The following is a 19872-nucleotide window of genomic DNA, read 5'->3' as shown; positions in this document are numbered from 1 at the left end:
AATAAATAAGTGTATATTCGTCTATTCAATAAGGATGCTGGCACATCAAATAAAAAATATTCAAATCCTTTTGGGGTGATGCTGCCAGGCTGATCTCCAGAAGGGTTTATTAGTTTAAAAAAGCAGTCTATGTTACAATTGGATTTAATATCTGGTTTTGGAAGTAAAAAGCTTGATGAAAGCGATCCGTGCGGGGTTCGGTTTCACTTTGAAAGAGATGATTATGAAGCTCCACGAGTTTGCGTAAATGAGCTTTTTTATGATGGCCATTTTACGTATTATAATAATGGAGTTTACTTAAAACTTGATGAAATTAAAGCACTTCACAAATTCCTTTCATTTGTTTTAGATAAATAGCCATGGCAAAGTTTGGATATGCAGAATACCCAGTATTAAGAATGCTGGATGAAGGAAAGCTGGGGGTGATAGGTTTTATGGATGAGGATCGGGTACTAACGGAAGATAAATTATTTATAGAAAGTTTTAAACAGCATTTTTCAACTATATCTCCATTTTTTAAAAAAAGACGAATTTATTTAACTAAACCTTTTTGTGATGCAATTGGACAATCATTCAATAGTCTAGTTCGTGACGAAGCCTGGGAGAATATTGACACCCAATGGGGTGTCTTGCTTAATATGCCTAGGCCATTTACTCAGATATCTATAATTTACAATATTCAAAATAAAAACGATAAAGAATTTCATGATTATAACCTGATAATGTTCCACAAAAATATTTTCATGGGTATAATTAATCAAGTAGGAGATAAAAAAGAGGCGCAACTATCGGCTTATTTTTATGATTTAGCTACTGATTTTTGCATAAAATTAGGTATTAAAAAAGATCGGATAGATGTTAATGAAATTTGTAATCTGGTGTACACAAATTTGGTAGCAACCCTCAACTTCATCAAATATGCCCCGATAGAAACTAAGCAGCTGCCGCCTAATAAAAAGGTAAAGGAGATGGGTGTTAAGTACGTCAACCAGTCTCAAAATAATATCAATATCTTAGATTCAAAATGGTTTACAACGCTGATAAAATCAGATGCATTTAAAGTGAGGGGGCATTTTAGGTTGCAACCTTGTGGTGTGGGCCTTAAGGATAAGAAGTTGATTTGGATTAACGATTTTGAAAAGACTGGATACAATGCGCCGGCGAGAAAATTAAGTGTTGAATAATTATACCCCCAGGTCATGGGGGTAGCGTAACCTGATCGGCAAATTGATCAGCCATAAGATTTATTTTAAGTTTAAGAACTTCATCCAAGCGATAGCGATAGGCCTTATTAAATTTAACATACCCAAGGCTTCCGTTATCTCGAAGTGTTCTAAGTTGATTAACGCTTACTCCTAATATTTCAACAGCTTCGGAGGGGCGTATCCGCCTGTTTTGTTCGTCCATATTTATAAAATAACGATAAAGGTAAAAATTATGAAAGTAAAAATATTTTACGAAGATAGCGGTAAAACAATTTTATCGAAATCAGAATTTCCTGAAATGCCAACACCTGGTGATACCATAAGAGTTACATTGCCTGACGGAATCACGGAAGGAAATCCGGATCGCAGCATATATTTAGTAGTCGATAGGATCATTTGGGATAACGATGGTGATGCTTTTGAAAAAGCATTAGTTGTTAGGGAGGTCAATGGAATTAACGGATATTAAAAACAATGAGCAGAAGCCAATATATTCTAGTTACAATGAATTTATTTTTACTAATAATGTCAGTTTGCTTCGGGATTATGAAATGGAATTCCCTTACCTTATTGGATGAGTTCTTTTTATTTTATATTGATTCAATAATTACTTTTCTTATTTATAAAGAATTTAAACCATGATCAGCAAAAACAACAAGGGCCGCAGGCAAGAGTTAAAAATGCTTAAGTTTAAGAAGCGAATGAAGAATTTGGGGCTAGTAGGTAAGCCGGGCAACTTCTATGCTTACAGATCTCATGGGAAGCCGTGCAGTTGCTGGATGTGTAGCCCTTATAAGTATAACAGGGCCGTGCAGAAATCGGCACTCAGCGAGACGAATCCCGTCAGCCATGCTTCGGGTATTGCAACCATCACCGCTGACCAAGCCGATCAACTTAGCAAAGCATTTATAAGCAAACCAGCTGCAGGCTGGCAGATATGCCCAAAGTGCAATGGTTCTGGAACGCAAGTAATGACGATGACATCGTCAAACATCTGCGATACTTGCAAGGGCCGTAAAATAATTAGCGTGGCCACGGGACTTCCACCAACTTCTTATTAAGCCATGAAAAGCGAACTCTGTCTCCGATGCCTAGGATCTGGCTATATGATGGTTCATGGACGTGAGCATGATTGCATTTGTATAATTAGAGAAAACCATAAAGAAGAGCTGGCTTTTTTCAAAGAAAGCGTTAATTTTAGTAAAGTAACCCTTCCAGCTACTCTTTTAGCCTTCAATATTACGATGAGTAGGGAATGATATACCATGAGCAGATTTAAAAACATCTTTTTGTCAATGCTTGCCGATTATAAGGTAACCGAACTCTATAGATTAAACCAGGAGCGGCAGGCTATCTTAAAAGCTATCGAATCAAGTAGCATAAAAGATAAGCTAGCATACTTAAATACCCATTCGTCATGTCCAAAAAAACTTCCCTTGGTTAGATCTGTAAGGCGCCGCCTACACCTGATAAAGTGAATAAAAAATAATTATCAATTCCTATAGGAATTACAAAAATAAGTCTTATATTCGTTTCATAATTGGTTTAGTAGCGGAGGGATTAGCGTTTAACAGCGCTAATCTTGTTTGGTTTCTTCCACAAGCATGGTCATGAAGCAAATAAAGAATAAAAATAATCTAGTTAGTAATATAAAACCAGCTTTTTCAATACAAGGTTTTAAAATTAAATTGCTAACTCCGGATGAGATGAAATTGAAAGATTATTTGTTATTGCCATCAACTTTAAATTAATATAATGGGGGTGCCTGGATTTGACAGGACAATTTAAGTGTAACGCAACAGGTAGCAGGATGGTGGTATACTGCTTAATAATTTACATCAAACAACAAAAGGCGATATAATCGTACGCCAGATTGAAGCTAAAGTAGTTTCAATGGCAAAAAGCAGAGTAGGTTCAAGTGTCAGCTTAGCCGCTTAAACAGTTTATCCGAACTTAAAACGGATTGGTGGATTGCCTGTATTCGGACGGCCCTAAGTACTAAGCAACTATGCTCCAAATAGTAAACCTGTGTTAATTGTTTTATAACTGATGTTACTGGACGAGGGTTCGACTCCCTCCACCTCCACAAGCTACTACCAATTCAAAACGCTGCATGCGCGGATGTCGGCAGCGTTTTTTAAAAGACAACACAAACCGCCTAGGGTATCCTTGTAAGTCGGTTTAAAGATAAGGCCTGATCACCCAGTGGATGCTATAGCGCCACACCAGATCCTTGTAGATAGAAAAAGCCCCTGTATAACGCACGGGCTTTAATTAAAAAAGAATGGTTATGAGCGATAAAAGAAATTACGGACTATTCAATAACAATGAATTTAAATTTCACAAAGTGGGTTCCATCTATGGGATGCCCATAATTAAAGAACTATTAGATCCGGGAGTTAAAGAATTACTTGAAATTATGGATCGTAACCCAGGTTCATATATTGAACATAATAGCATACTTAATTTTGGAAGATTGTATTTGGATAACGGCTCAAGTATGCAAGTTAAACAGGGATACAACTTAACGATACTTGCTTTTTTAGAACTTAAAGAGGCTCATATTTCTGATGCAATTGATGGAACTCATCATTATAAACTGCATCCAAAAGCTATGGGATACATAAAGTCATACTATCAAGGATAGAATAATAATACAACCCTGTGCGGTTATTGCTCTATAACAATGTGCATCCCGCTTGATGCAATGAGAACTACCATAATGCATATATCGAGTCCCTCACAGGGTAGGATTTTACTTGATTATGATGAAGGCGAGAGCGATATAATACATGAATCGCCATGGTAGGAATAGCTGACAGCACGGAAAGGCGTTGCACCAACGAGCTGGGTAATACCGGCTTTTGTTGGTAATGATAACCCGTAAATTCGGGATAACTAACTGGAAGGGGGTTTATACGTCATGGGCAACTAATAAAGCGTTTACAGAACTTATCCGTGGGGGTCGCTTAATTGCGGCCTTTGACGGTGGGAATCCATCCATAATTTAAAGTATCATGAGTACAAAGAATAAAGCTGAAGTTAATAAAGGCAAAAAGGCCGGTAAGTTTAATTGGAGTTCAGTAGGTTATTTTACTGATCCTGCAAAAGACCCTTTGATGTTCGCCAACTCTGATGAGTTAAAGAAGATACAAAATAGAAACCGCAAATCAAGATAAACCCATGAACCGCTACAGAATCGAACCAATTTACAGAGATGGCCTGGTACGGGGCTATATGCCTCAAAAGAGACACTTCTTCTTCATTTGGGTGGATATGCAGTATCACCCGTGCATCACCTACTCAAAAGCAGAAAGAATAATCAATTACGATATAGAAAATTAGCATATGACAACAGAAGAGGTATTGCAACAGTGTACAATTGAGGGCACAACCATCAAGTTACCGGCCGTCCAATTAGATAGAAAATCTTATCAAGATGTATCTAAAAAATTAGAACTTATAGGGGGTAAATGGAAAGGTAATAAAGTAATGGGGTTCGTGTTTAACGAAGATCCTACTGAGTTGCTTGCACAAATAGCATCTGGTGAAAAGAGAAACATTAAAAAAGAGTTTCAGTTCTTTGGAACTCCAGACTCATTAGCAGATAAGCTAGTGGATTACGCAAGTATATCGTCGCATCATTCTATTTTAGAACCATCGGCTGGCCAAGGTGCACTAGTAAATGCGATTCATAGAATAGATCCTAAAATAGTAGTTGACTGCTATGAGTTAATGCCGCTTAATCAAACATTTCTGAGAAAGTTACCGAACGTTAGAGTTCTTGGTGAAGATTATATAGCGGCCGACACGCAGCGTTATGATAGAATAATAGCCAATCCACCATTTTCTAAAAACCAGGACATAGATCATATATATAAAATGGCTAATAGGTCGCTTAAAATTGGCGGCAAGCTTGTAACAATAGCATCTAAGCACTGGCAGTTATCTAATAATAAAAAGGAAGCCGATTTCAGGAACTGGTTGACAGAAATAAATGCTGAGGTATATAATATTCAAGCTGGCGAATTTAAAGAGAGCGGAACAAGTATAGCAACCTGCGTAATCATAATCCAATTATAAAAATTAACATATGACAACCATCCAACAAGTATTAAGAAGCGCATCGGTAAACGGCGTAATAAACATAGATAAGGCATTAAAGGCACTGGCGCCATTCGATGCAGAGAGAGAAGAAACCATAACCATCCTTAAAAGCTGTGAGCGTAACGTCGGTATGGTGCTGGGGGAAGATATTAACGCTCACGTAGCTAAGATGACAGGAGGTTATTTTAATGCTACTGAGTATTTGTTCGAGCGTATGCCTGGGGAACAGTAGTATGCCAATCACCGAAGCCCTAGCCCTTATATCAGGTTTCCTGTTTGGGGTAGCATTAACACTAATCTTTAAATCAATATACGATGAGCACTCTATTTAAAATCATTGAACACGCCTTCGCCTTAGTTGGCTTAATTGGTATTCTAAGCATTACCTACGTGATTAAAGACATCAGGAGGGGTGAACGGTCGTGAAGTATTTTAAAGTTTACCTAGCGGTTGCTGTGGTTGTTTTGGTGGTAGCTGCGGGGATGATATGGTGTAAATTATCAACTATATAAATTAACATCATGAGCTGGGATTTTAGTACAACAAAAGAAGTAGTAGCGCGCAAAGAGCATAGCTGCGACTGGTTTGAGCATTTGGATGCATCAAACATCATCAATAGAGATAACGCCACCAAAAAGTGGTCTGTTAACCGCGCCGAGTGTTTGGACTTAAGCATGAGCGAAGAGGATATCGCTGAGCTGGAGGCTTACTGCGAAGGTGACTTTAAAATAAAGGTTGGTGAGGTTTACAAATCAACATCCGGTAAGTGGGAAGGAGATATGTGCTCATTTAAGGCCAAGGCCTCAATATCTGCCATCGTTCATAAATACGATTTAGCTTACGAGGATTAAAATGAAAATAGACCGTAAATTAATTAACATCATGAAATTACAAAACAAAAGCAGACTAGGCGCCGCATTTAGCGTGGGCGACCGTGTAAAAGATAGTCATGGACTACAGGGTATCTTAACAAAAGTAACGGCCCAAAAGGTTACCGTAAAACATCCCTATAGTACGGGCGAGTACATGGGCCTTGTAACAGATATTTTATTTAAAATCGGTTAACATCATGAAAAAAGATCAGTATTATTTTATTATCGGAATGCTTTTCAGCATAAATGCAAGCCAGCTGCAAGGATGGACGCATTCAGTAATTGGCTTAATGTCAATTTTATACATGGGTTTATCCGTTTATTACCCATTCACCAAGGAGGGCAGATCCGATGAGTACTAACAAACTACAACAGCCGGGGGATAAAGTGAAGTATTTATTCTTTAATTTATACAGATGTCAGCGTATATTCAGACTTGAAGGCCTATCAAAATTAAAAACAGCAGCATTTGAATCCCCGATGCCGGGAGATCATGTTGAGTTGCGCAGCACAACTGAATTAACAGAGCAGGAATATGAAAACGTTGCTCAACTGACTTATAATAGCAACCTTTCAACTGCTACATGTGGTAAACATTCATTATTAAATGATATCCCTAAAGGGCATTATAGACTATCAGCCACTGTATCAGACTACCTCCGCGCAATCGGCATACTTATTCCCTTCACCTACCTGGACGAAAACAATAACCCAATAACCCTAACCCCCGCCGACATTGTACAATTAGGTTGGGCGGTTGTAAAGTAAAAAAAAAGATGATGAAAGACCAGCTCAGCGGTTCAGGAAATATCTACAAAGCAAATCGAATAGTAAAAAAAGGTGGCAGAGTAAAGTTTGAAGGGGTATACTTTCAACATGATAAGCTATTGCCATATATTGGTAGAGAATTAACCTGCTTGCATGGCGGCCCCTCTTGTTGGGTATGCAAAACATTATTTTTATACACGAGCGAACATTGTTCGACAAATACACTGGTAGTAAGAATTGACATTTAACCAACCCATGAAAACATTTAAAATCTACGTCACCACGCCGGGAGAGGCAAGGGACGAAAAGAATCCTCATAGACCAGGCCAGTTATATTACGAATGGGAATACTACAACAGAACCACCCCCGCATACACCCCAACATGTGAAAAGCTTGGCTTAGGTGAATGGGATGCGGTGGAGGTATGGCAAATAAGATTTAGATATCGTTATAATTACGGCCAATTTAAATTATGGATTGACATATCTAAAGATCAGTTTGATAACCGACAACAAATAGGGATTACTTATTTTGAAACCCGCCGCATCTTCCGCGCAGTCATCCCACAAACTACAACTACCGAAGAAAAGTGCATTGGCTGTAAGTGTGACCGGGGAAGCTGTAAGGGTTCGTGTTCGTCAGATTTGATTATTGCCGAAAAGATATTGGCAAGGCATATCAATAAACATTCACTATTATCTGTTGGGTGCATATCTGATATCATTTCTGCCATGCAAGAATATCGCAATCAGCCAGTAAGTAAGGATAGCTGGATAAGGGTTGAATATGGGTTGCCGGAACAATCAGGAAAATACAATGTAGTCATACAAAATGGTAGCGATTCATTCGTTGATACTGTAATGTTCGCAAAACCATGGAAAACATGGAACCTTTACGGAAGTTTAATTACTCACTGGCAACCACTACCAACCCCACCAACAAAGAATCAACAAACAACAAACTAAACAAACTATATGAACTTAACAGACAGAGTACAATCAGCATTTAAAGATGCAGACAATTACATTCAGCAGCTTGAAACCAGCCAGACGAGCCTAGCAAGTGACTTGGCCACAGCTACACAGAGCCTAGCCGAAGCACAACAAGCCAAACAAAACGCTATTGATGCATGCCAGGCGGCAGAGCAGAAAATGCAGAGCATGTCGGTAGAACTTGGCCAGCCAAAAGGAAAGGTAACGCAAAGGATCGGGTTTAATATCGGCGCGTTAAGCTCACCGGCATACGCTGACATAGATAAAGTAATTGATACCCTATTAAGCATCAACATTAAATTTATAAGGGTATCTTTTGATTACAACCCGGCGACCGGCAAAATGCTTGAGCACGATAAATGGACAAACAAGGTAAAGCCCAAACTAGATGCTGCCGGCATACATACCCGTGCGATGTTCTACCTGCGCGGCACTGATGGTTACAGCGTATTCACAAAGATAAAAACCCTTTATCCGTACTTTGATGAGATCGAGGTAGGAAACGAGAACGCTTTGCGCTCGTTAACCACTGGTTCCGGCCTCCTTCCGGAAGAATACGATATGGCAAAACTGAAAAAGGATTGCATTTACATAAATGATGCTGTTCGTGCGCTACTACAATGGCCGGTTGATTCTATCGTTTCAGCTACTTGGATACACTATTACTACATTGATTACTTGCGTAGCCTTGGATGTAACCCTAAAATTTCCATACACTCTTATTCTGACGGCTTCAACAATGTAAAGAATCAGCCTGCCTTTTTAGGGATGGATGCCTTACAAGCAGCGCGCTCGAAATATGGTAAAGCTGTATTTGAAATTGGTGAAGCTGGCTACATGCCGTCTAAAACTATCCCTTATACCGATGCTGAGCAGCTTAAAGTAGGTGAGCCTTTTGTTAGGCAGATATTTGCAAATAACATCGACACTTATTTTTATGAACTGATAGACCGCCCCGAGAGACCCGGCCGTGAGGCACACTTTGGTTTCTTCGATGATAAATTCAACCCAAAGCCACTGATGCTGGCTGTTAAGGATTTGTTCGATAACATACAGGCCTAAGGCCACCCGCCCCCCCCCCCATAAATACCAACCCCGTAGATCAACATCTGCGGGGTTTTTCTATTCCCATAAGAATAAATTCAATAAGTCTTATTAACCACACTAAGTAAACCCACAAACTTTACCACCACACTACTTAAGGGTATTTTCGTGCAAAGGAAAGGATAACCGAAAGGTGATCTAATCATACCTGCAAGGTGTAGTACGAGTAATTAACGGATGCAACTTAGCAAAAAACAACGAACCGGGTCACACCGATTAAACAAATCCCAAATAAATGTCACTTAAAATTAAGATCGCAGCACGACTGAAAGCAAAAGCAGCAGGAGTGAACCTATCTCAAAAACGTATCGAAGCTATTGTAGCGCGTGCAGAAAAAGGCTTAACGGACGAATCGGACGATGCAGCCATTGATGCCAACCTGGACACCATTAACGATCTGACTCCTTTTAAAGAGATCGCATCATTTGATGACCATGAACGTGCAAAAGCTAAAAAGATAGCGGATGATAAAGAGGCCGCGAGATTGAAAGCTATTGAAGAAGGTAAACCGGCACCTATCGAGGTTGATCCAAATGAAAGCAACGTGGAGAAAATGCTCCGTCTTATCATGGAAAAGCAAGAGAAGCAGGATGCCGTTATTGCTGGATTCAATAAGGAAAAGGTGACCACCACCCGCCGCGAACAATACGCTAAAGCACTTGAAGGCACATCTGATACTTTCAAAGCTAAAGCGCTTAAAGACTTTGACCGCATGGCATTTAAAGACGATGAGGATTTCACCTCGTACCTGGCTGATGCTACTGAAGACGCGAAAGGTTTTGTTCAAGAAGCTGCAAATGGTGGTTTGGGCGGTGACAGGCCGACAGGTGGGGCCGGTGGTAATGACAAAAAGGTAAAAGTTGCCACCAAAGAAGAAATAGATGCAATAATGCAATCAATTTAAAAAACAACAAAAAAAAGTTATGTACGTAGATTTAAACAACGCGCAAGTAACGATAGACACGTCAAAAGACAGTGTTATTATCGTTGATCGCTTTGCTACCATCAGGGGCGGACGTACACTTGACGTAACCGGGTTTACCCCCGATGTTATTTATGCTGGTCATCCGATCATCGTAGAGACAGCTACAGGTGTACATAAGCCACTGCCATTAAACGGTGGAGCAACAGCATATGGAACATTGCCAGCAGGCCACACTTACACAGGTGTACTTGATGGTTCCATCCTTAAAACTAAGCCTTTCGCCGGTATACTGACGCAAGGAACCATTAACCCAACAGCGGCCTACTATGACTTTGCTACAATCGCAGCAGCGTTCAAAACAGCCGTTCCATTAATTGACCAGCGAGCCGACTAATTATGGATTACAAAAAATATATCGAAGACGGCGGTCAGTTGAACGGCGTTATTCAGAGAACGGTAGAAACAGTAAACGGCACCGGCGCGGTTCCAACCCCATATTACCATTTACGTATGTTGCGTAAGGTTTTATCAATCAGTGGTAATTGGGAAAGCATCACCGTAAACAACACCCAGATCATGGCTCATGTGGTAGCTATGAACTCAGATTTGCCTTTGGCTAAGCGCGACTCAATGTCTGTTGCATCAGGCAAAATCCCTAAAATGGGTTTGCAGTACGCTTTAGATGAGCAGCAGTTAACCGACCTGGATTACATGATCACTACAGGCGTAGTAGGTGCAAAAATATCTGCAATTCTGTTGTCAGATCCTGCCAAATTAATCAAAGCGGTGCCTGAAAGGGATGAAGAGATATTCTTGAAAGGTTTATCTACCGGATTCGCTATCATCAATGATGATGAGAATACAGGTACCGGTATCCGTTTAGATTACGGCTATCCATCTGCAAACAAATTCGGTGTAACCACTTTGTGGAGCAATACTGCTTCTAAGCCATTTGATGATATCCAACGGGTATTAGATAAGGCTGCTTTAGATGGTAATACTATCACTAAAGTAATGCTTGATCGTTCGGCCTTTAACAACATGGCTAAAACTGATCAGGCTAAGCAATTGTTCGCATTCAGCGCCGGGTTTGTTGGTGGTAGTATTCCAACTCCTTCACTGAGCCAGTTGAACAGCTTTACATCTGATCGTTACAGGTTTACATTTGAGATTGTAACTAAGTCGTTCCGCTACGAAAAAAACGGCGTTCAAACTACCGTTACACCTTGGGCAACCGGGGCCGTTGTATTCTTAACTCAGGAAGAAGTAGGTACATTAACATACGCTCCGTTAGCTGAATCAAACCCATCGCATCAGGTTGCAGGTGTATCTTATAACCTGGTTGATGACTATATGTTGCTTTCTAACTGGGGACAGAATAAGCCTTACCTGGCTCAGTTCTCGTCAATTCAGGCAAGAGTAGTACCGGTTATCAATAACGGTAACCAGATCTATTTGATTGACTCAACGACTGTTCAGGCATAATGGCAAAGCAAACCACAATTGAAGACAAAGAACTGACCCCGGCACAAGGTGCTGAGGGCACAGTTCAACAGGCACAAGATCCGGTCGTTATAAGCGAAAATCCGGAGTGGGTTGAACAGTTAATTGCATCCAATCAGGCGGTGGTTGATTCTAACGCAGATATGAAACAATGCATACTTGATTACAAAGAGGAAGTATTGGGCTTTTTGAAACATATCTCAAAAACTGATACTGAAACAGCGAGAGTATTTGCAGAAGATGAATTCGACGAGTACGAAGATTATGAAGTAGCAGCCGGTAAGTCCTTTAGAGATCCTAAAGATTTCTCAAAGGAATATACCGAAGGCGACGACGTAATGCACTTGGATGCCGAAACGCTTAAACGCCTGCATGCGCAGGGTTACATCACCGAAGCATAATGACTATAAAAGAAGCCCTAACCACCAAAACCGCCAGTCTGTCAATCAGCAGCGCGGTACTTGACTTAGCCATAATAGAGGCAGGATTGATCGGTATATCCGACTATGATCCAACCGACAATGGCAAAGCGGTAGATCTTGTTTGGGCAGGGCTTCTTTTAACTACGATCCAAGTTACTGAGCAGAAAGAGGATGACGTCAGCGTAAAGTTCTCAACTGACCTGAAGGGTATATACAGCTGGATTATGCGGAAGTGGGGCTTATTGGATCCATTTGCGCCGGTTAAGCCAACCGTTAGACAAGTAAATTTCTGGTAACATGGAGTTCAAACCACATACCTTAACCTATAGATTGCCAGGCATTCCCGGCGGTATCGATGCCAGCGGCTTCCCGTTGCCAGATCAGCCCGGCGAACTTGTGCAGATTCCCTGCCGGTTCCATGCTGACTCTAGCAAGGTCTTCAAAAATGAGGATAGTACTGAGGTTGACCAGGTTGGGCGGATCAGATTAAACCCCGGTGATATAGTACCAGCAGTTGGAACTATTGTAACGGTTACTAATGATACCGGTGAGGTACAATTTACCGGCCCGGTTCGCGAACGTTACGAAGCGCAGTTATCAGGGAGGGTTGAAGTATGATTACGGTAGAAATTGATAACATCGATGAGGTTGAGGCTTACATCTTTCAGCAGGAAAATTTATTCTATGATGAGATTGTTGATTCGCTTCGTAAGAAAGGTCAATCCCTTGTAGATAAAGCCCGTGCTAAAACCGCAACTCCTGACGGCTTCAATAACATCACCTGGAATCTTCGCAGCTCGATAGGAATGTGCCTAGTTGATGAAAAGGGTATTATCGTTGAAACGTACTTCCCTGCAATTGGCAAAGGTGCTCACGGTGATATGATAGGGCGGGAATTGGCTGCGAAGCTAGCTATATATGCCAGGGAAATCAACGATATCTCAATGGTTTTTGTGGCAGCGGAAGAGTACGCAACATTCGTGCAGGCAAAAGGTAAAGATGTGATTGAGCACGTTATAGGTAACAGTCTGGAATCTGAACTAAGGGAACTAATTGACTAATGAAAGATTGTTTTGATATAACCATCGATGTTCGCGCCATGTTGAATGTAACTTCTGTTACAAGCCTATTAGGGACCGGTGGTGCAATCTTTCAGACAGAACGTCCGTCAGGTAGGGTAGCTTTTACAGATGTCGTTATCAATGCGCTTGGTATCACTAACGAAACCATTCAGAGAGGATCCGGTAACATCAATATTTACGCCCCGGCTATTACAAGCGGAACCGCTAAACTAGCTGACCAGGTTAAGTTAATGAATATATCCCGCGCAGTGATGCCGCTGGTAGATGCTCAATATAAGCCAACATTTCAAACTTGGATTGAGGATAGCTCAACAATTATGCAAGATACAGATGGTTCGTATTTCCTGAACATGCCATTTAAGTACCAATCAATACAGGACAATTTTAAAAATATTTAAACAACCGCCGGAAGGCATTAAACAACAATAAATTATGGCAACTTATGCAGTAGGCGGGGTGGAAAAAATTGAACTTGCACCCGCATTTTTTACAGAGGCTGGCGTGTCAACGGCAGTTTGGACACAAGCGGAATTTGTGGCGCCGGATTCAGTGGTTTATACTAAAAACGCCGATACTGAATCAGATCTGGTTCCGGAGGATAAAGATGTAGCTTTCCTTACCTTTTACACTCCAGGCGAAGCGGATACTATCGTATTCGGGTTGCTGCAGCATCACCCAACAATCATGGCCATGCTGTTCAATCAGGAATATGTGGCAACTACTTCAAAAACCACAATGCTTGCAAAGCGTAAAGTAGCGAATCTGGCTATTAAGATCACTACCCGATCAATGAAGGATTCGAGAAAGCAAACTATCGTTATGCCGAACGTTAATATCACAACATCGATCGTTAATAACCTTTCAAAAACAGCTTTGCAGCAGTTATTGCTTACCGGTAAAGTAGGTTCATTCAAAACAACCACTACTAACCTGGACGCGATCAGCATCAAAACTTGGATCACAGATGCAGGCGCTGTAATTGATTCAACTACACCATAATCGAAGGGGGGTTATTTTAATGAATAACGTAAAAGTTAGGTTTTTAGAATCGCTGCATGTTGAGCAGAATAGCACGACATACTTAAAGGGTACTGAAGTTGCGGTGCCTCAATATGTAGCCGATAGGCACGGGGCAGAAGGTACAGGCCTGCTTGAGTTACTTCCCGAAGATACCATCTTACCAGAAGTTGTCTTCGTACAGGAAGAGCCGGAGAAGGCCGCACCAAAGAAGAAGCCCAGCAAATAACAACTAAAAGCCCTGCTTAAAAAATAGGCAGGGCTTTTTAAATAATAACCCATGCAAGACAATCAATTATTCAAATCGGTAGCCGATACATTCACAGATAAGCCGATTTATGAAATAAACGTGCCTATAAGAAACCTGCCAGCTCCTAAACCGCGCTCAATATGGGATCGCTTGTTACGCCGGCCAGTAGCCGCTGAACCCGAAACGCACCGTATATTAACGTTTTACCCTTGCGTAGTTGCTAACCAATACCGTATTGCTGGTGAATGCGCTTTGCTGCCAACTGAAATATACGAGGATCAAAGCATGAACATAGCGCTTGTCTTAGCGCATCAACCGCGCATAGTATACATTGTGGCATCTGCTATTCAAAACAACCACCTGGAGCCTGATTCGGCCCTCATCCAGTTCATTGAGTGTAACATGACCGGCGAACAGTTGCAAAATTGTTTAATGGCGAGCTTTCAGGCGCTGAACATGGAGGCTTTTACAAATACTATCATTTTGATGAGACCAATGGTCAACATTCTGATGAGTCCAGAAGACGGGAGCGAGTCGATAGCCTCCCACATAGAAGCATAATGTCATTTTTAAAGTACGCGGAAGGCGGCTTTAACGAGTGGGATGTTAAATGGAAATTGAGTTGGAGCAATTATATGCTTTACCTGACCAGCATTCCCAAGTACGACGGCAAGGAGCGGGAAAAGAAACCAGAGGTTAAAGATTCTGACGACATTTTTTAAATTATGGAACTACACGAATACATTCTCAGAAAAGCCAAAGAAGCGGGTATATGTAAGCCCTGGGCGGACATGATCGCTCAGGGCATGAGTGCTGGACAGTTGCTAAAGCTATACCGTGAAGGCATTGACTTTTGCCTGGAGCATAACTTCCCCACCAACGATGATTTAGTTAGGCTTGGAGGCCCGTTATTGGTGCAGGCTGGGATTTACATTGATGCTACGGTCCACTTGTCCAATTCTGATTTTACAGTACTGCTCGGTAAAAGCCATGCAGCCATTGAGTACTCGGGTTACGGCGCCAGTCAGCTATTTGTAAAGCACAATAGCGCATGTAATGTGTCGGCAGCCGATAACGCCTTTATTATGATTGATTGCTTTGATAGCGCGCAGGTGACCGTCGCAGCATCCGGTAATAGTAGGGTAATCATCAATGTTTACGGATCGGCAAAGGTCACCACAACAATAAACGATAGTTCATTCATCAAAGTAGTTAACAAAAACAAAGAAACTTACTAATGGCCGGTATAAATTTAAAAGCGAAGGTTAATATAGATGAAGCTAAAGCGCAACTCGCTGAGCTAAAAAAACTAATACGGGATGTGCCTGGTGTAAGCATGGCCGGAGGTGGAAAGGCTTTCGATGCCAAGCCATTGAGCGACTACCAAAAAGGATTGCTGGATATTAAGCGTGCCGCTGCCGAAGCCGCCAATAGTAACAAAGCCGGGAGCCTGGCCATGCAGTCAGCTTTGCGGGATGCCCGATTAGAAACTCAAAACCTAATCAAAGCACAACGTGAATTAGAAGTTGAGATAGCTAAAAGCAGATCCGAGGCTCAATCGTTTAAAACGCAGGTTGACGCGCTAAAAGTTTCTGAGCAGGAACTTAAAAACCAGTTTAACGCTGGCCGTCTTTCTATCCAGCAATTTACTCAGCAAATTGAGCAAAATAAAATAGCTCAACAGGCGCTGAATGCTGAATTAACGCAGTCCGTTATAAACGATAAAAAAGCATCAACCGCTTTACGGGAATATAACTTACAGCAGAAACAACTTGCTGCCGCTGCGCGCGAGGCCCGTACTGCGCAAAGAGCCGCTTCCGGTAGCTATGATGAAGCATCTGCCAGGTTAAAAGAATTGGGTCGTTCGATAAGATCTGCCCAGGGTGGATTCGATTCCACCAATCCCGTTATCAGAGAGCAAATCACCGAATACAATAAACTTAACCAGTCACTAAAAGATTTCGACGCAAGGATGGGCAACCATCAGCGTAATGTCGGTGACTATAAGGGCGCATTAGGCGGCGCACTGGAAGGGTTGAAGTCTTTGGTATTGGGTTACGTATCTCTACAGGGTGCGCTTTCATTAGTTAATCAATCTTTCGATGTTGCACTGAAAAGCGATGCTATAAAAACATCACTTGCCTTCACATTAGGGTCAGCCGATGCCGCTACAGATAAACTTAAAGAATTAAAGAATACTGCTGATAGGCTGGGTTTATCGTTTACGCCTTTGGCTACAACTTACGCATCATTCGCGGGTGCTGCCCGGGCTGCTAACTTCTCACTTGCTGATACTGATAAAATATTTAATTCAGTATCGGGTGCCGCTGCTAGGTTCCACTTAACCAGTGATCAGCTAGCGGGTTCATTACTTGCTATTCAGCAAATGATCAGCAAGGGCACTGTGCAAAGCGAAGAGTTACGCGGTCAGTTAGGTGAGCGTTTACCTGGTGCGTTCAGCATTGCTGCAAGGGCCATGGGTGTGAGTGAGAAGGAATTAGGTAAACTACTGCAAACAGGCCAGGTCTTAGCTTCTGACTTATTGCCTAAGTTATCAGCTGAACTGGATAAAACCTTCAACCTGGATGGTGCAACTAAAATTGATAGCTTAACTGCATCAACTAACCGGTTATCTACAGCCTTTGATAATGCACTTAAAAGCGACGGTGCCGGTAAATTCTTTAAGCAGATTGTAGATGGAGCCGCCGCCGGTATCAATGCATTGGATAAGCTATTAGGCAGCCGGTCTTTTAACGAATTAAGTGCAAGGATACTTACTCCGGATGCTTCCAATTTTGATAAGCAAAACGCTGTTACTGATAATTATACATCAAGCAATAAGTTCCTTTCAAAAAACACACTGAACCCAACCGGAACGAGTAACAAGAATGTGATATCAGCTTTGGCAACTCAATCACTATCGGATCTGGAAAAGCTGCGCGCGGGATATGTAAAAGCTACAAAAGAAGCTGAACAGGCTGTCAATATCTATAAAAAAGGTATCAAAAATGAAAGCCTGACCGAATCTGGTAAAATTAGTGTAAAGGCAGCTGAAAATAATTTCAAAGTGCTGCAGGCTAATTTAGCCATGGTTAATACGGCTTATGCTGAAGTGGCCAAGAACCAGAAGAAAGTTAAGCTGGTTCCTGAAGTGTCAGATGAAGATCTTAAAACTGTTAAGGAGATTAATAAAAGGATCCTTGAGTTAAAAAACGATGCTTTATCCAATCCAACAAAAAGGAGTGGTGATATCATCCGTATAGATGAACTGAAAAAGAGACTTAAGGAGTTAAACGGTCCTATAAAGGAGAGTGTTGATTCGGAATTGAATGCCCGTAACTCTCTTCAGGCAAAAATTAATGAGCTGACCAAAAAAGGAGTTGATAAGCAACTATCCGCCGACGACCAGGAGCTGGAGTCTGTAAAAGACAAGTACAAGAAAATGCAGGAGGCCGCTGTTAAGTTTAACAACGATCCGGCTAATAAACGTAAAGGGTTGCGCGTAGATGCCGGGGGCCTTGTTAAAGCAGAAGCAAACGAAACTGACAGGCTAAAGGATAAGCAAGGCACCGAAGCTTTGAAAGTTGCTCTTGATGCCCAAAAGAAGCTGTATGATGATTACGAGAACTATAAAGACCAAGTAGGGCAAGACAGCGCAAAGAAGCGTTACGCCGGATTGATTGATACCGATAAGACTTATCTGCAAAGCTTGAAAGCAAAGCAAGATGAGATATTGGGTGCTGATCAAAAAAGCAAAGGTGGATCCGATGAAAATACTGCCGGCAATGCGTTAAGGTTAGCTGAATTGAAAAAGCGTATCGCTGCCGAAACCGAAGCGGAGAAAGCGAAGTATGATGATTTGCTCAAGCAGTTATTAACCTACCAGGATAAAGCTACCATTGCTGCTGAAAACTATGAGGCAGACAAAAAGAGAATTGCTTCCAATCCGGATAACCTGAATGCAGATCAAATCGCTGAGCAGTATAAAAAGCTGGAAGAAAACTATACTAAGTCAATTAGTGAAATATCTGTTAGCGAATTGACCGATAGTGTAGATTGGAAAAATCTATTTTCAAATCTTGATGATCTTGCCGTTAGTGAAATCGAAAGGTTATTGACTTCAATTCAAGGCCAGTTCGGAGCACTTAGTAAAAAACTTTCACCTATTGATCTGGCCAGCGTACGTAAGAAATTACAGGAGGCAAAAGATGTATTGATTAAGGACAATCCATTCAGGGCTTTGGGGGCCGCTATCCAAACCATATTTTCAGATGGCGCGGATGGTGCAAAGAAGTCTGCCGGTGAAATAAAAGCTGATTGGAATAACCTTGCAGCAGCTACCGCCGGTTCATTTAAATTCGTAAGTGATGCTGTAGACTCATGCGAGGTCCTTAAAGATGCTATTGGGGAGGTGGGAACTACGGCATTATCATCATTGTCTGCTATAGCTCAAGCCGGTATCGCGGCAGCCGCAGCAGCTAAAGCCGCATCAGCAGTTGCGTCAACCGCGTCCGCCGCTATCAAAGCAGCAGAAAAGGCATCGGTGATACTTGCGGTTATATCGGCCGCCTTGGTTGTTGTGCAGGCAATTGCTAGCGTGTTCAAATCCATATTCGCTAAACACGATAAGGATATTGAAAAGTCAATTCAAACGCATAAAGAGCAGGTTAAGCAGTTAAGCACAGCTTACAATCAACTGGAGCGTGATATTAAAAATGCGGTCGGGGCAGCCATAAGTAATGCGCAGCAAGCTCAGATCGACAACCTGAAAAAACAGCAGGAAGAGATTATAAAAATGCGCGATGCAGAGGCTACCAAGAAGAAAGCCGATCAAAGCAAGATAGATGATTATAATGAGCAGATAGCTGAGATTCCTGATAAGATAAGGGATATTACCAATGCTATGAACGAGGCGTTGACCGGGACAACAGCTAAGGGAATCACCGATGCCATTATCCAGGGCTTTAAGGACGGTAAACGAAGCGTTGCCGACTTTGCGGACAGCTTTAAAGGGTTGATGGAAGACGCGCTATTAGCAGCACTTAAAACACAATACCTTGATGTTGCTATTGCTGACTTCTACAAACGATTTACTGAGGCTTCAAGAGGTGGCTTAACAGAGCAGGAGTATACTGATCTGCAAAAAGACTACAATAACATCGTTCAAAACGGATTAGATCAGGTAGCAGCTATCGATAAGATCACCGGCGGCCCGGCAAGCAGTTCAGCAGCTTCAAATATTACCAATTCTGCTAAGAACATTGCAGCCATCACCACCGATCAGGCTTCGGCACTGGACGGACTATTGCGGGGCAGCTACGATATCCAAAAAAGGATATTGGTAAACACTGATAAATTTAATGACATCTCCGGCAAGATGTATACCATGGGAATTACAAAGCTGCAAAACTTAGAGTTGATCCAGGTTAATACTGCCAATACGGTGATTGAACTTCAAAACTCAATAGTTGAGATCAAAAAGGGTAACGCCTCTTTGGAAAGCATCGATAAGAATACCAAAGCCGGTTCTGTAAGGGGTAGCGGACTAGGTGTATAAGCTTACCACAACCAGTTAGTAAACGCATCCCCGCCTATAACAAGTATAGGTGGGGTAAATTTGCAAT

General features: G+C 41.6%; 27 protein-coding genes and 1 other RNA gene. 27 read left to right on the top strand and 1 reads right to left on the bottom strand.

Going from position 1 to position 19872, the window contains the following annotated elements:
• Positions 1–129: 129 nt before the first annotated feature.
• Positions 130–357: a hypothetical protein gene (locus A0256_23245; GenBank protein ID AMR34156.1), complete on the top strand. Its 228-nt coding sequence runs from the start codon at positions 130–132 to the stop codon at positions 355–357.
• 2 nt (positions 358–359) lie between these two features.
• Entirely contained in the window at positions 360–1184 is an 825-nt protein-coding gene (locus A0256_23240; GenBank protein AMR34155.1) for a hypothetical protein, read from the top strand.
• Between the two features lie 13 nt (positions 1185–1197).
• Here the strand turns inward: A0256_23240 and A0256_23235 are convergent, their stop codons facing one another.
• Positions 1198–1407, bottom strand: a complete 210-nt coding sequence (locus tag A0256_23235; GenBank protein AMR34154.1) for a hypothetical protein — start codon at positions 1405–1407, stop codon at positions 1198–1200.
• 30 nt (positions 1408–1437) lie between these two features.
• Here A0256_23235 and A0256_23230 point away from each other — a divergent pair, with 30 nt between their 5' ends.
• The 25 genes from A0256_23230 to A0256_23110 all read left to right on the top strand — a co-directional run bounded on the left by A0256_23230 (position 1438) and on the right by A0256_23110 (position 19805).
• Positions 1438–1674 carry a hypothetical protein gene (locus A0256_23230; GenBank protein ID AMR34153.1) on the top strand — a complete coding sequence of 79 codons (237 nt, stop codon included), beginning with the start codon at positions 1438–1440 and terminating at the stop codon, positions 1672–1674.
• 169 nt (positions 1675–1843) lie between these two features.
• Complete coding sequence (locus A0256_23225; GenBank protein ID AMR34152.1) at positions 1844–2266, top strand: hypothetical protein; 423 nt, start codon at positions 1844–1846, stop codon at positions 2264–2266.
• A 204-nt stretch (positions 2267–2470) separates the two neighbouring features.
• On the top strand, positions 2471–2683 hold the full coding sequence (locus tag A0256_23220; GenBank protein AMR34151.1) for a hypothetical protein: 213 nt from the start codon (positions 2471–2473) through the stop codon (positions 2681–2683).
• Positions 2684–2962: 279 nt separating this feature from the next.
• Positions 2963–3294: a transfer-messenger RNA gene (gene ssrA, locus A0256_23215) on the top strand.
• Between the two features lie 195 nt (positions 3295–3489).
• Positions 3490–3852 carry a hypothetical protein gene (locus tag A0256_23210; GenBank protein ID AMR34150.1) on the top strand — a complete coding sequence of 121 codons (363 nt, stop codon included), beginning with the start codon at positions 3490–3492 and terminating at the stop codon, positions 3850–3852.
• A gap of 701 nt (positions 3853–4553) precedes the next feature.
• Entirely contained in the window at positions 4554–5288 is a 735-nt protein-coding gene (locus tag A0256_23205; protein AMR34149.1) for a hypothetical protein, read from the top strand.
• A 10-nt stretch (positions 5289–5298) separates the two neighbouring features.
• Positions 5299–5544 (top strand): hypothetical protein, encoded by a 246-nt coding sequence (locus A0256_23200; GenBank protein AMR34148.1) that lies wholly within the window; start codon positions 5299–5301, stop codon positions 5542–5544.
• Positions 5545–5833: 289 nt separating this feature from the next.
• Entirely contained in the window at positions 5834–6163 is a 330-nt protein-coding gene (locus A0256_23195) for a hypothetical protein (protein ID AMR34147.1), read from the top strand.
• Position 6164: 1 nt separating this feature from the next.
• Positions 6165–6377, top strand: coding sequence for a hypothetical protein (locus A0256_23190; GenBank protein ID AMR34146.1), 213 nt, complete (start codon positions 6165–6167; stop codon positions 6375–6377).
• Between the two features lie 158 nt (positions 6378–6535).
• Positions 6536–6952 (top strand): hypothetical protein, encoded by a 417-nt coding sequence (locus A0256_23185; protein ID AMR34145.1) that lies wholly within the window; start codon positions 6536–6538, stop codon positions 6950–6952.
• Positions 6953–7207: 255 nt separating this feature from the next.
• Positions 7208–7918, top strand: a complete 711-nt coding sequence (locus tag A0256_23180; GenBank protein ID AMR34144.1) for a hypothetical protein — start codon at positions 7208–7210, stop codon at positions 7916–7918.
• Positions 7919–7927: 9 nt separating this feature from the next.
• Positions 7928–9007: a hypothetical protein gene (locus A0256_23175; protein AMR34143.1), complete on the top strand. Its 1080-nt coding sequence runs from the start codon at positions 7928–7930 to the stop codon at positions 9005–9007.
• A gap of 277 nt (positions 9008–9284) precedes the next feature.
• Entirely contained in the window at positions 9285–9953 is a 669-nt protein-coding gene (locus A0256_23170; GenBank protein AMR34142.1) for a hypothetical protein, read from the top strand.
• 19 nt (positions 9954–9972) lie between these two features.
• Positions 9973–10368 (top strand): hypothetical protein, encoded by a 396-nt coding sequence (locus A0256_23165; protein ID AMR34141.1) that lies wholly within the window; start codon positions 9973–9975, stop codon positions 10366–10368.
• Between the two features lie 2 nt (positions 10369–10370).
• A complete protein-coding gene (locus tag A0256_23160) occupies positions 10371–11459 on the top strand; it encodes a hypothetical protein (protein ID AMR34140.1) in 1089 nt (362 codons plus the stop codon).
• Positions 11459–11878: a hypothetical protein gene (locus tag A0256_23155; protein ID AMR34139.1), complete on the top strand. Its 420-nt coding sequence runs from the start codon at positions 11459–11461 to the stop codon at positions 11876–11878. Before A0256_23160 ends, A0256_23155 begins: the two co-directional genes overlap by 1 nt.
• Entirely contained in the window at positions 11878–12195 is a 318-nt protein-coding gene (locus tag A0256_23150; GenBank protein AMR34138.1) for a hypothetical protein, read from the top strand. Before A0256_23155 ends, A0256_23150 begins: the two co-directional genes overlap by 1 nt.
• A 1-nt stretch (position 12196) precedes the next feature.
• Positions 12197–12517, top strand: a complete 321-nt coding sequence (locus A0256_23145) for a hypothetical protein (GenBank protein AMR34137.1) — start codon at positions 12197–12199, stop codon at positions 12515–12517.
• A complete protein-coding gene (locus tag A0256_23140) occupies positions 12514–12960 on the top strand; it encodes a hypothetical protein (protein AMR34136.1) in 447 nt (148 codons plus the stop codon). The genes A0256_23145 and A0256_23140 overlap by 4 nt, the downstream gene beginning before the upstream one ends.
• Positions 12960–13379 (top strand): hypothetical protein, encoded by a 420-nt coding sequence (locus tag A0256_23135; GenBank protein ID AMR34135.1) that lies wholly within the window; start codon positions 12960–12962, stop codon positions 13377–13379. The genes A0256_23140 and A0256_23135 overlap by 1 nt, the downstream gene beginning before the upstream one ends.
• 34 nt (positions 13380–13413) lie before the next feature.
• Entirely contained in the window at positions 13414–13980 is a 567-nt protein-coding gene (locus A0256_23130; protein AMR34134.1) for a hypothetical protein, read from the top strand.
• A gap of 19 nt (positions 13981–13999) precedes the next feature.
• A complete protein-coding gene (locus tag A0256_23125; GenBank protein AMR34133.1) occupies positions 14000–14227 on the top strand; it encodes a hypothetical protein in 228 nt (75 codons plus the stop codon).
• 51 nt (positions 14228–14278) lie between these two features.
• On the top strand, positions 14279–14809 hold the full coding sequence (locus A0256_23120) for a hypothetical protein (GenBank protein AMR34132.1): 531 nt from the start codon (positions 14279–14281) through the stop codon (positions 14807–14809).
• A gap of 164 nt (positions 14810–14973) precedes the next feature.
• The gene (locus A0256_23115) at positions 14974–15486 is read left to right on the top strand and encodes a hypothetical protein (protein AMR34131.1); all 513 of its coding nucleotides are present in this window, start codon (positions 14974–14976) and stop codon (positions 15484–15486) included.
• Entirely contained in the window at positions 15486–19805 is a 4320-nt protein-coding gene (locus tag A0256_23110; protein AMR34130.1) for a hypothetical protein, read from the top strand. The genes A0256_23115 and A0256_23110 overlap by 1 nt, the downstream gene beginning before the upstream one ends.
• Positions 19806–19872 lie beyond the last annotated feature (67 nt).

It is taken from the genome of Mucilaginibacter sp. PAMC 26640 (assembly GCA_001596135.1).
Classification (GTDB): Bacteria; Bacteroidota; Bacteroidia; order Sphingobacteriales; family Sphingobacteriaceae; genus Mucilaginibacter.
The sequence above is the reverse complement of the archived record's forward strand: the minus strand, read 5'-3'. Positions and strand labels throughout refer to the sequence as shown.

Bases quoted from the DNA above. Each gene is read 5' to 3' on its own strand.
- A0256_23245 (AMR34156.1), top strand. From the start codon at position 130: ATGTTACAATTGGATTTAATATCTGGTTTTGGAAGTAAAAAGCTTGAT.
- A0256_23240 (AMR34155.1), top strand. From the start codon at position 360: ATGGCAAAGTTTGGATATGCAGAATACCCAGTATTAAGAATGCTGGAT.
- A0256_23235 (AMR34154.1), bottom strand. From the start codon at position 1,407: ATGGACGAACAAAACAGGCGGATACGCCCCTCCGAAGCTGTTGAAATA.
- A0256_23230 (AMR34153.1), top strand. From the start codon at position 1,438: ATGAAAGTAAAAATATTTTACGAAGATAGCGGTAAAACAATTTTATCG.
- A0256_23225 (AMR34152.1), top strand. From the start codon at position 1,844: ATGATCAGCAAAAACAACAAGGGCCGCAGGCAAGAGTTAAAAATGCTT.
- A0256_23220 (AMR34151.1), top strand. From the start codon at position 2,471: ATGAGCAGATTTAAAAACATCTTTTTGTCAATGCTTGCCGATTATAAG.
- A0256_23210 (AMR34150.1), top strand. From the start codon at position 3,490: ATGGTTATGAGCGATAAAAGAAATTACGGACTATTCAATAACAATGAA.
- A0256_23205 (AMR34149.1), top strand. From the start codon at position 4,554: ATGACAACAGAAGAGGTATTGCAACAGTGTACAATTGAGGGCACAACC.
- A0256_23200 (AMR34148.1), top strand. From the start codon at position 5,299: ATGACAACCATCCAACAAGTATTAAGAAGCGCATCGGTAAACGGCGTA.
- A0256_23195 (AMR34147.1), top strand. From the start codon at position 5,834: ATGAGCTGGGATTTTAGTACAACAAAAGAAGTAGTAGCGCGCAAAGAG.
- A0256_23190 (AMR34146.1), top strand. From the start codon at position 6,165: ATGAAAATAGACCGTAAATTAATTAACATCATGAAATTACAAAACAAA.
- A0256_23185 (AMR34145.1), top strand. From the start codon at position 6,536: ATGAGTACTAACAAACTACAACAGCCGGGGGATAAAGTGAAGTATTTA.
- A0256_23180 (AMR34144.1), top strand. From the start codon at position 7,208: ATGAAAACATTTAAAATCTACGTCACCACGCCGGGAGAGGCAAGGGAC.
- A0256_23175 (AMR34143.1), top strand. From the start codon at position 7,928: ATGAACTTAACAGACAGAGTACAATCAGCATTTAAAGATGCAGACAAT.
- A0256_23170 (AMR34142.1), top strand. From the start codon at position 9,285: ATGTCACTTAAAATTAAGATCGCAGCACGACTGAAAGCAAAAGCAGCA.
- A0256_23165 (AMR34141.1), top strand. From the start codon at position 9,973: ATGTACGTAGATTTAAACAACGCGCAAGTAACGATAGACACGTCAAAA.
- A0256_23160 (AMR34140.1), top strand. From the start codon at position 10,371: ATGGATTACAAAAAATATATCGAAGACGGCGGTCAGTTGAACGGCGTT.
- A0256_23155 (AMR34139.1), top strand. From the start codon at position 11,459: ATGGCAAAGCAAACCACAATTGAAGACAAAGAACTGACCCCGGCACAA.
- A0256_23150 (AMR34138.1), top strand. From the start codon at position 11,878: ATGACTATAAAAGAAGCCCTAACCACCAAAACCGCCAGTCTGTCAATC.
- A0256_23145 (AMR34137.1), top strand. From the start codon at position 12,197: ATGGAGTTCAAACCACATACCTTAACCTATAGATTGCCAGGCATTCCC.
- A0256_23140 (AMR34136.1), top strand. From the start codon at position 12,514: ATGATTACGGTAGAAATTGATAACATCGATGAGGTTGAGGCTTACATC.
- A0256_23135 (AMR34135.1), top strand. From the start codon at position 12,960: ATGAAAGATTGTTTTGATATAACCATCGATGTTCGCGCCATGTTGAAT.
- A0256_23130 (AMR34134.1), top strand. From the start codon at position 13,414: ATGGCAACTTATGCAGTAGGCGGGGTGGAAAAAATTGAACTTGCACCC.
- A0256_23125 (AMR34133.1), top strand. From the start codon at position 14,000: ATGAATAACGTAAAAGTTAGGTTTTTAGAATCGCTGCATGTTGAGCAG.
- A0256_23120 (AMR34132.1), top strand. From the start codon at position 14,279: ATGCAAGACAATCAATTATTCAAATCGGTAGCCGATACATTCACAGAT.
- A0256_23115 (AMR34131.1), top strand. From the start codon at position 14,974: ATGGAACTACACGAATACATTCTCAGAAAAGCCAAAGAAGCGGGTATA.
- A0256_23110 (AMR34130.1), top strand. From the start codon at position 15,486: ATGGCCGGTATAAATTTAAAAGCGAAGGTTAATATAGATGAAGCTAAA.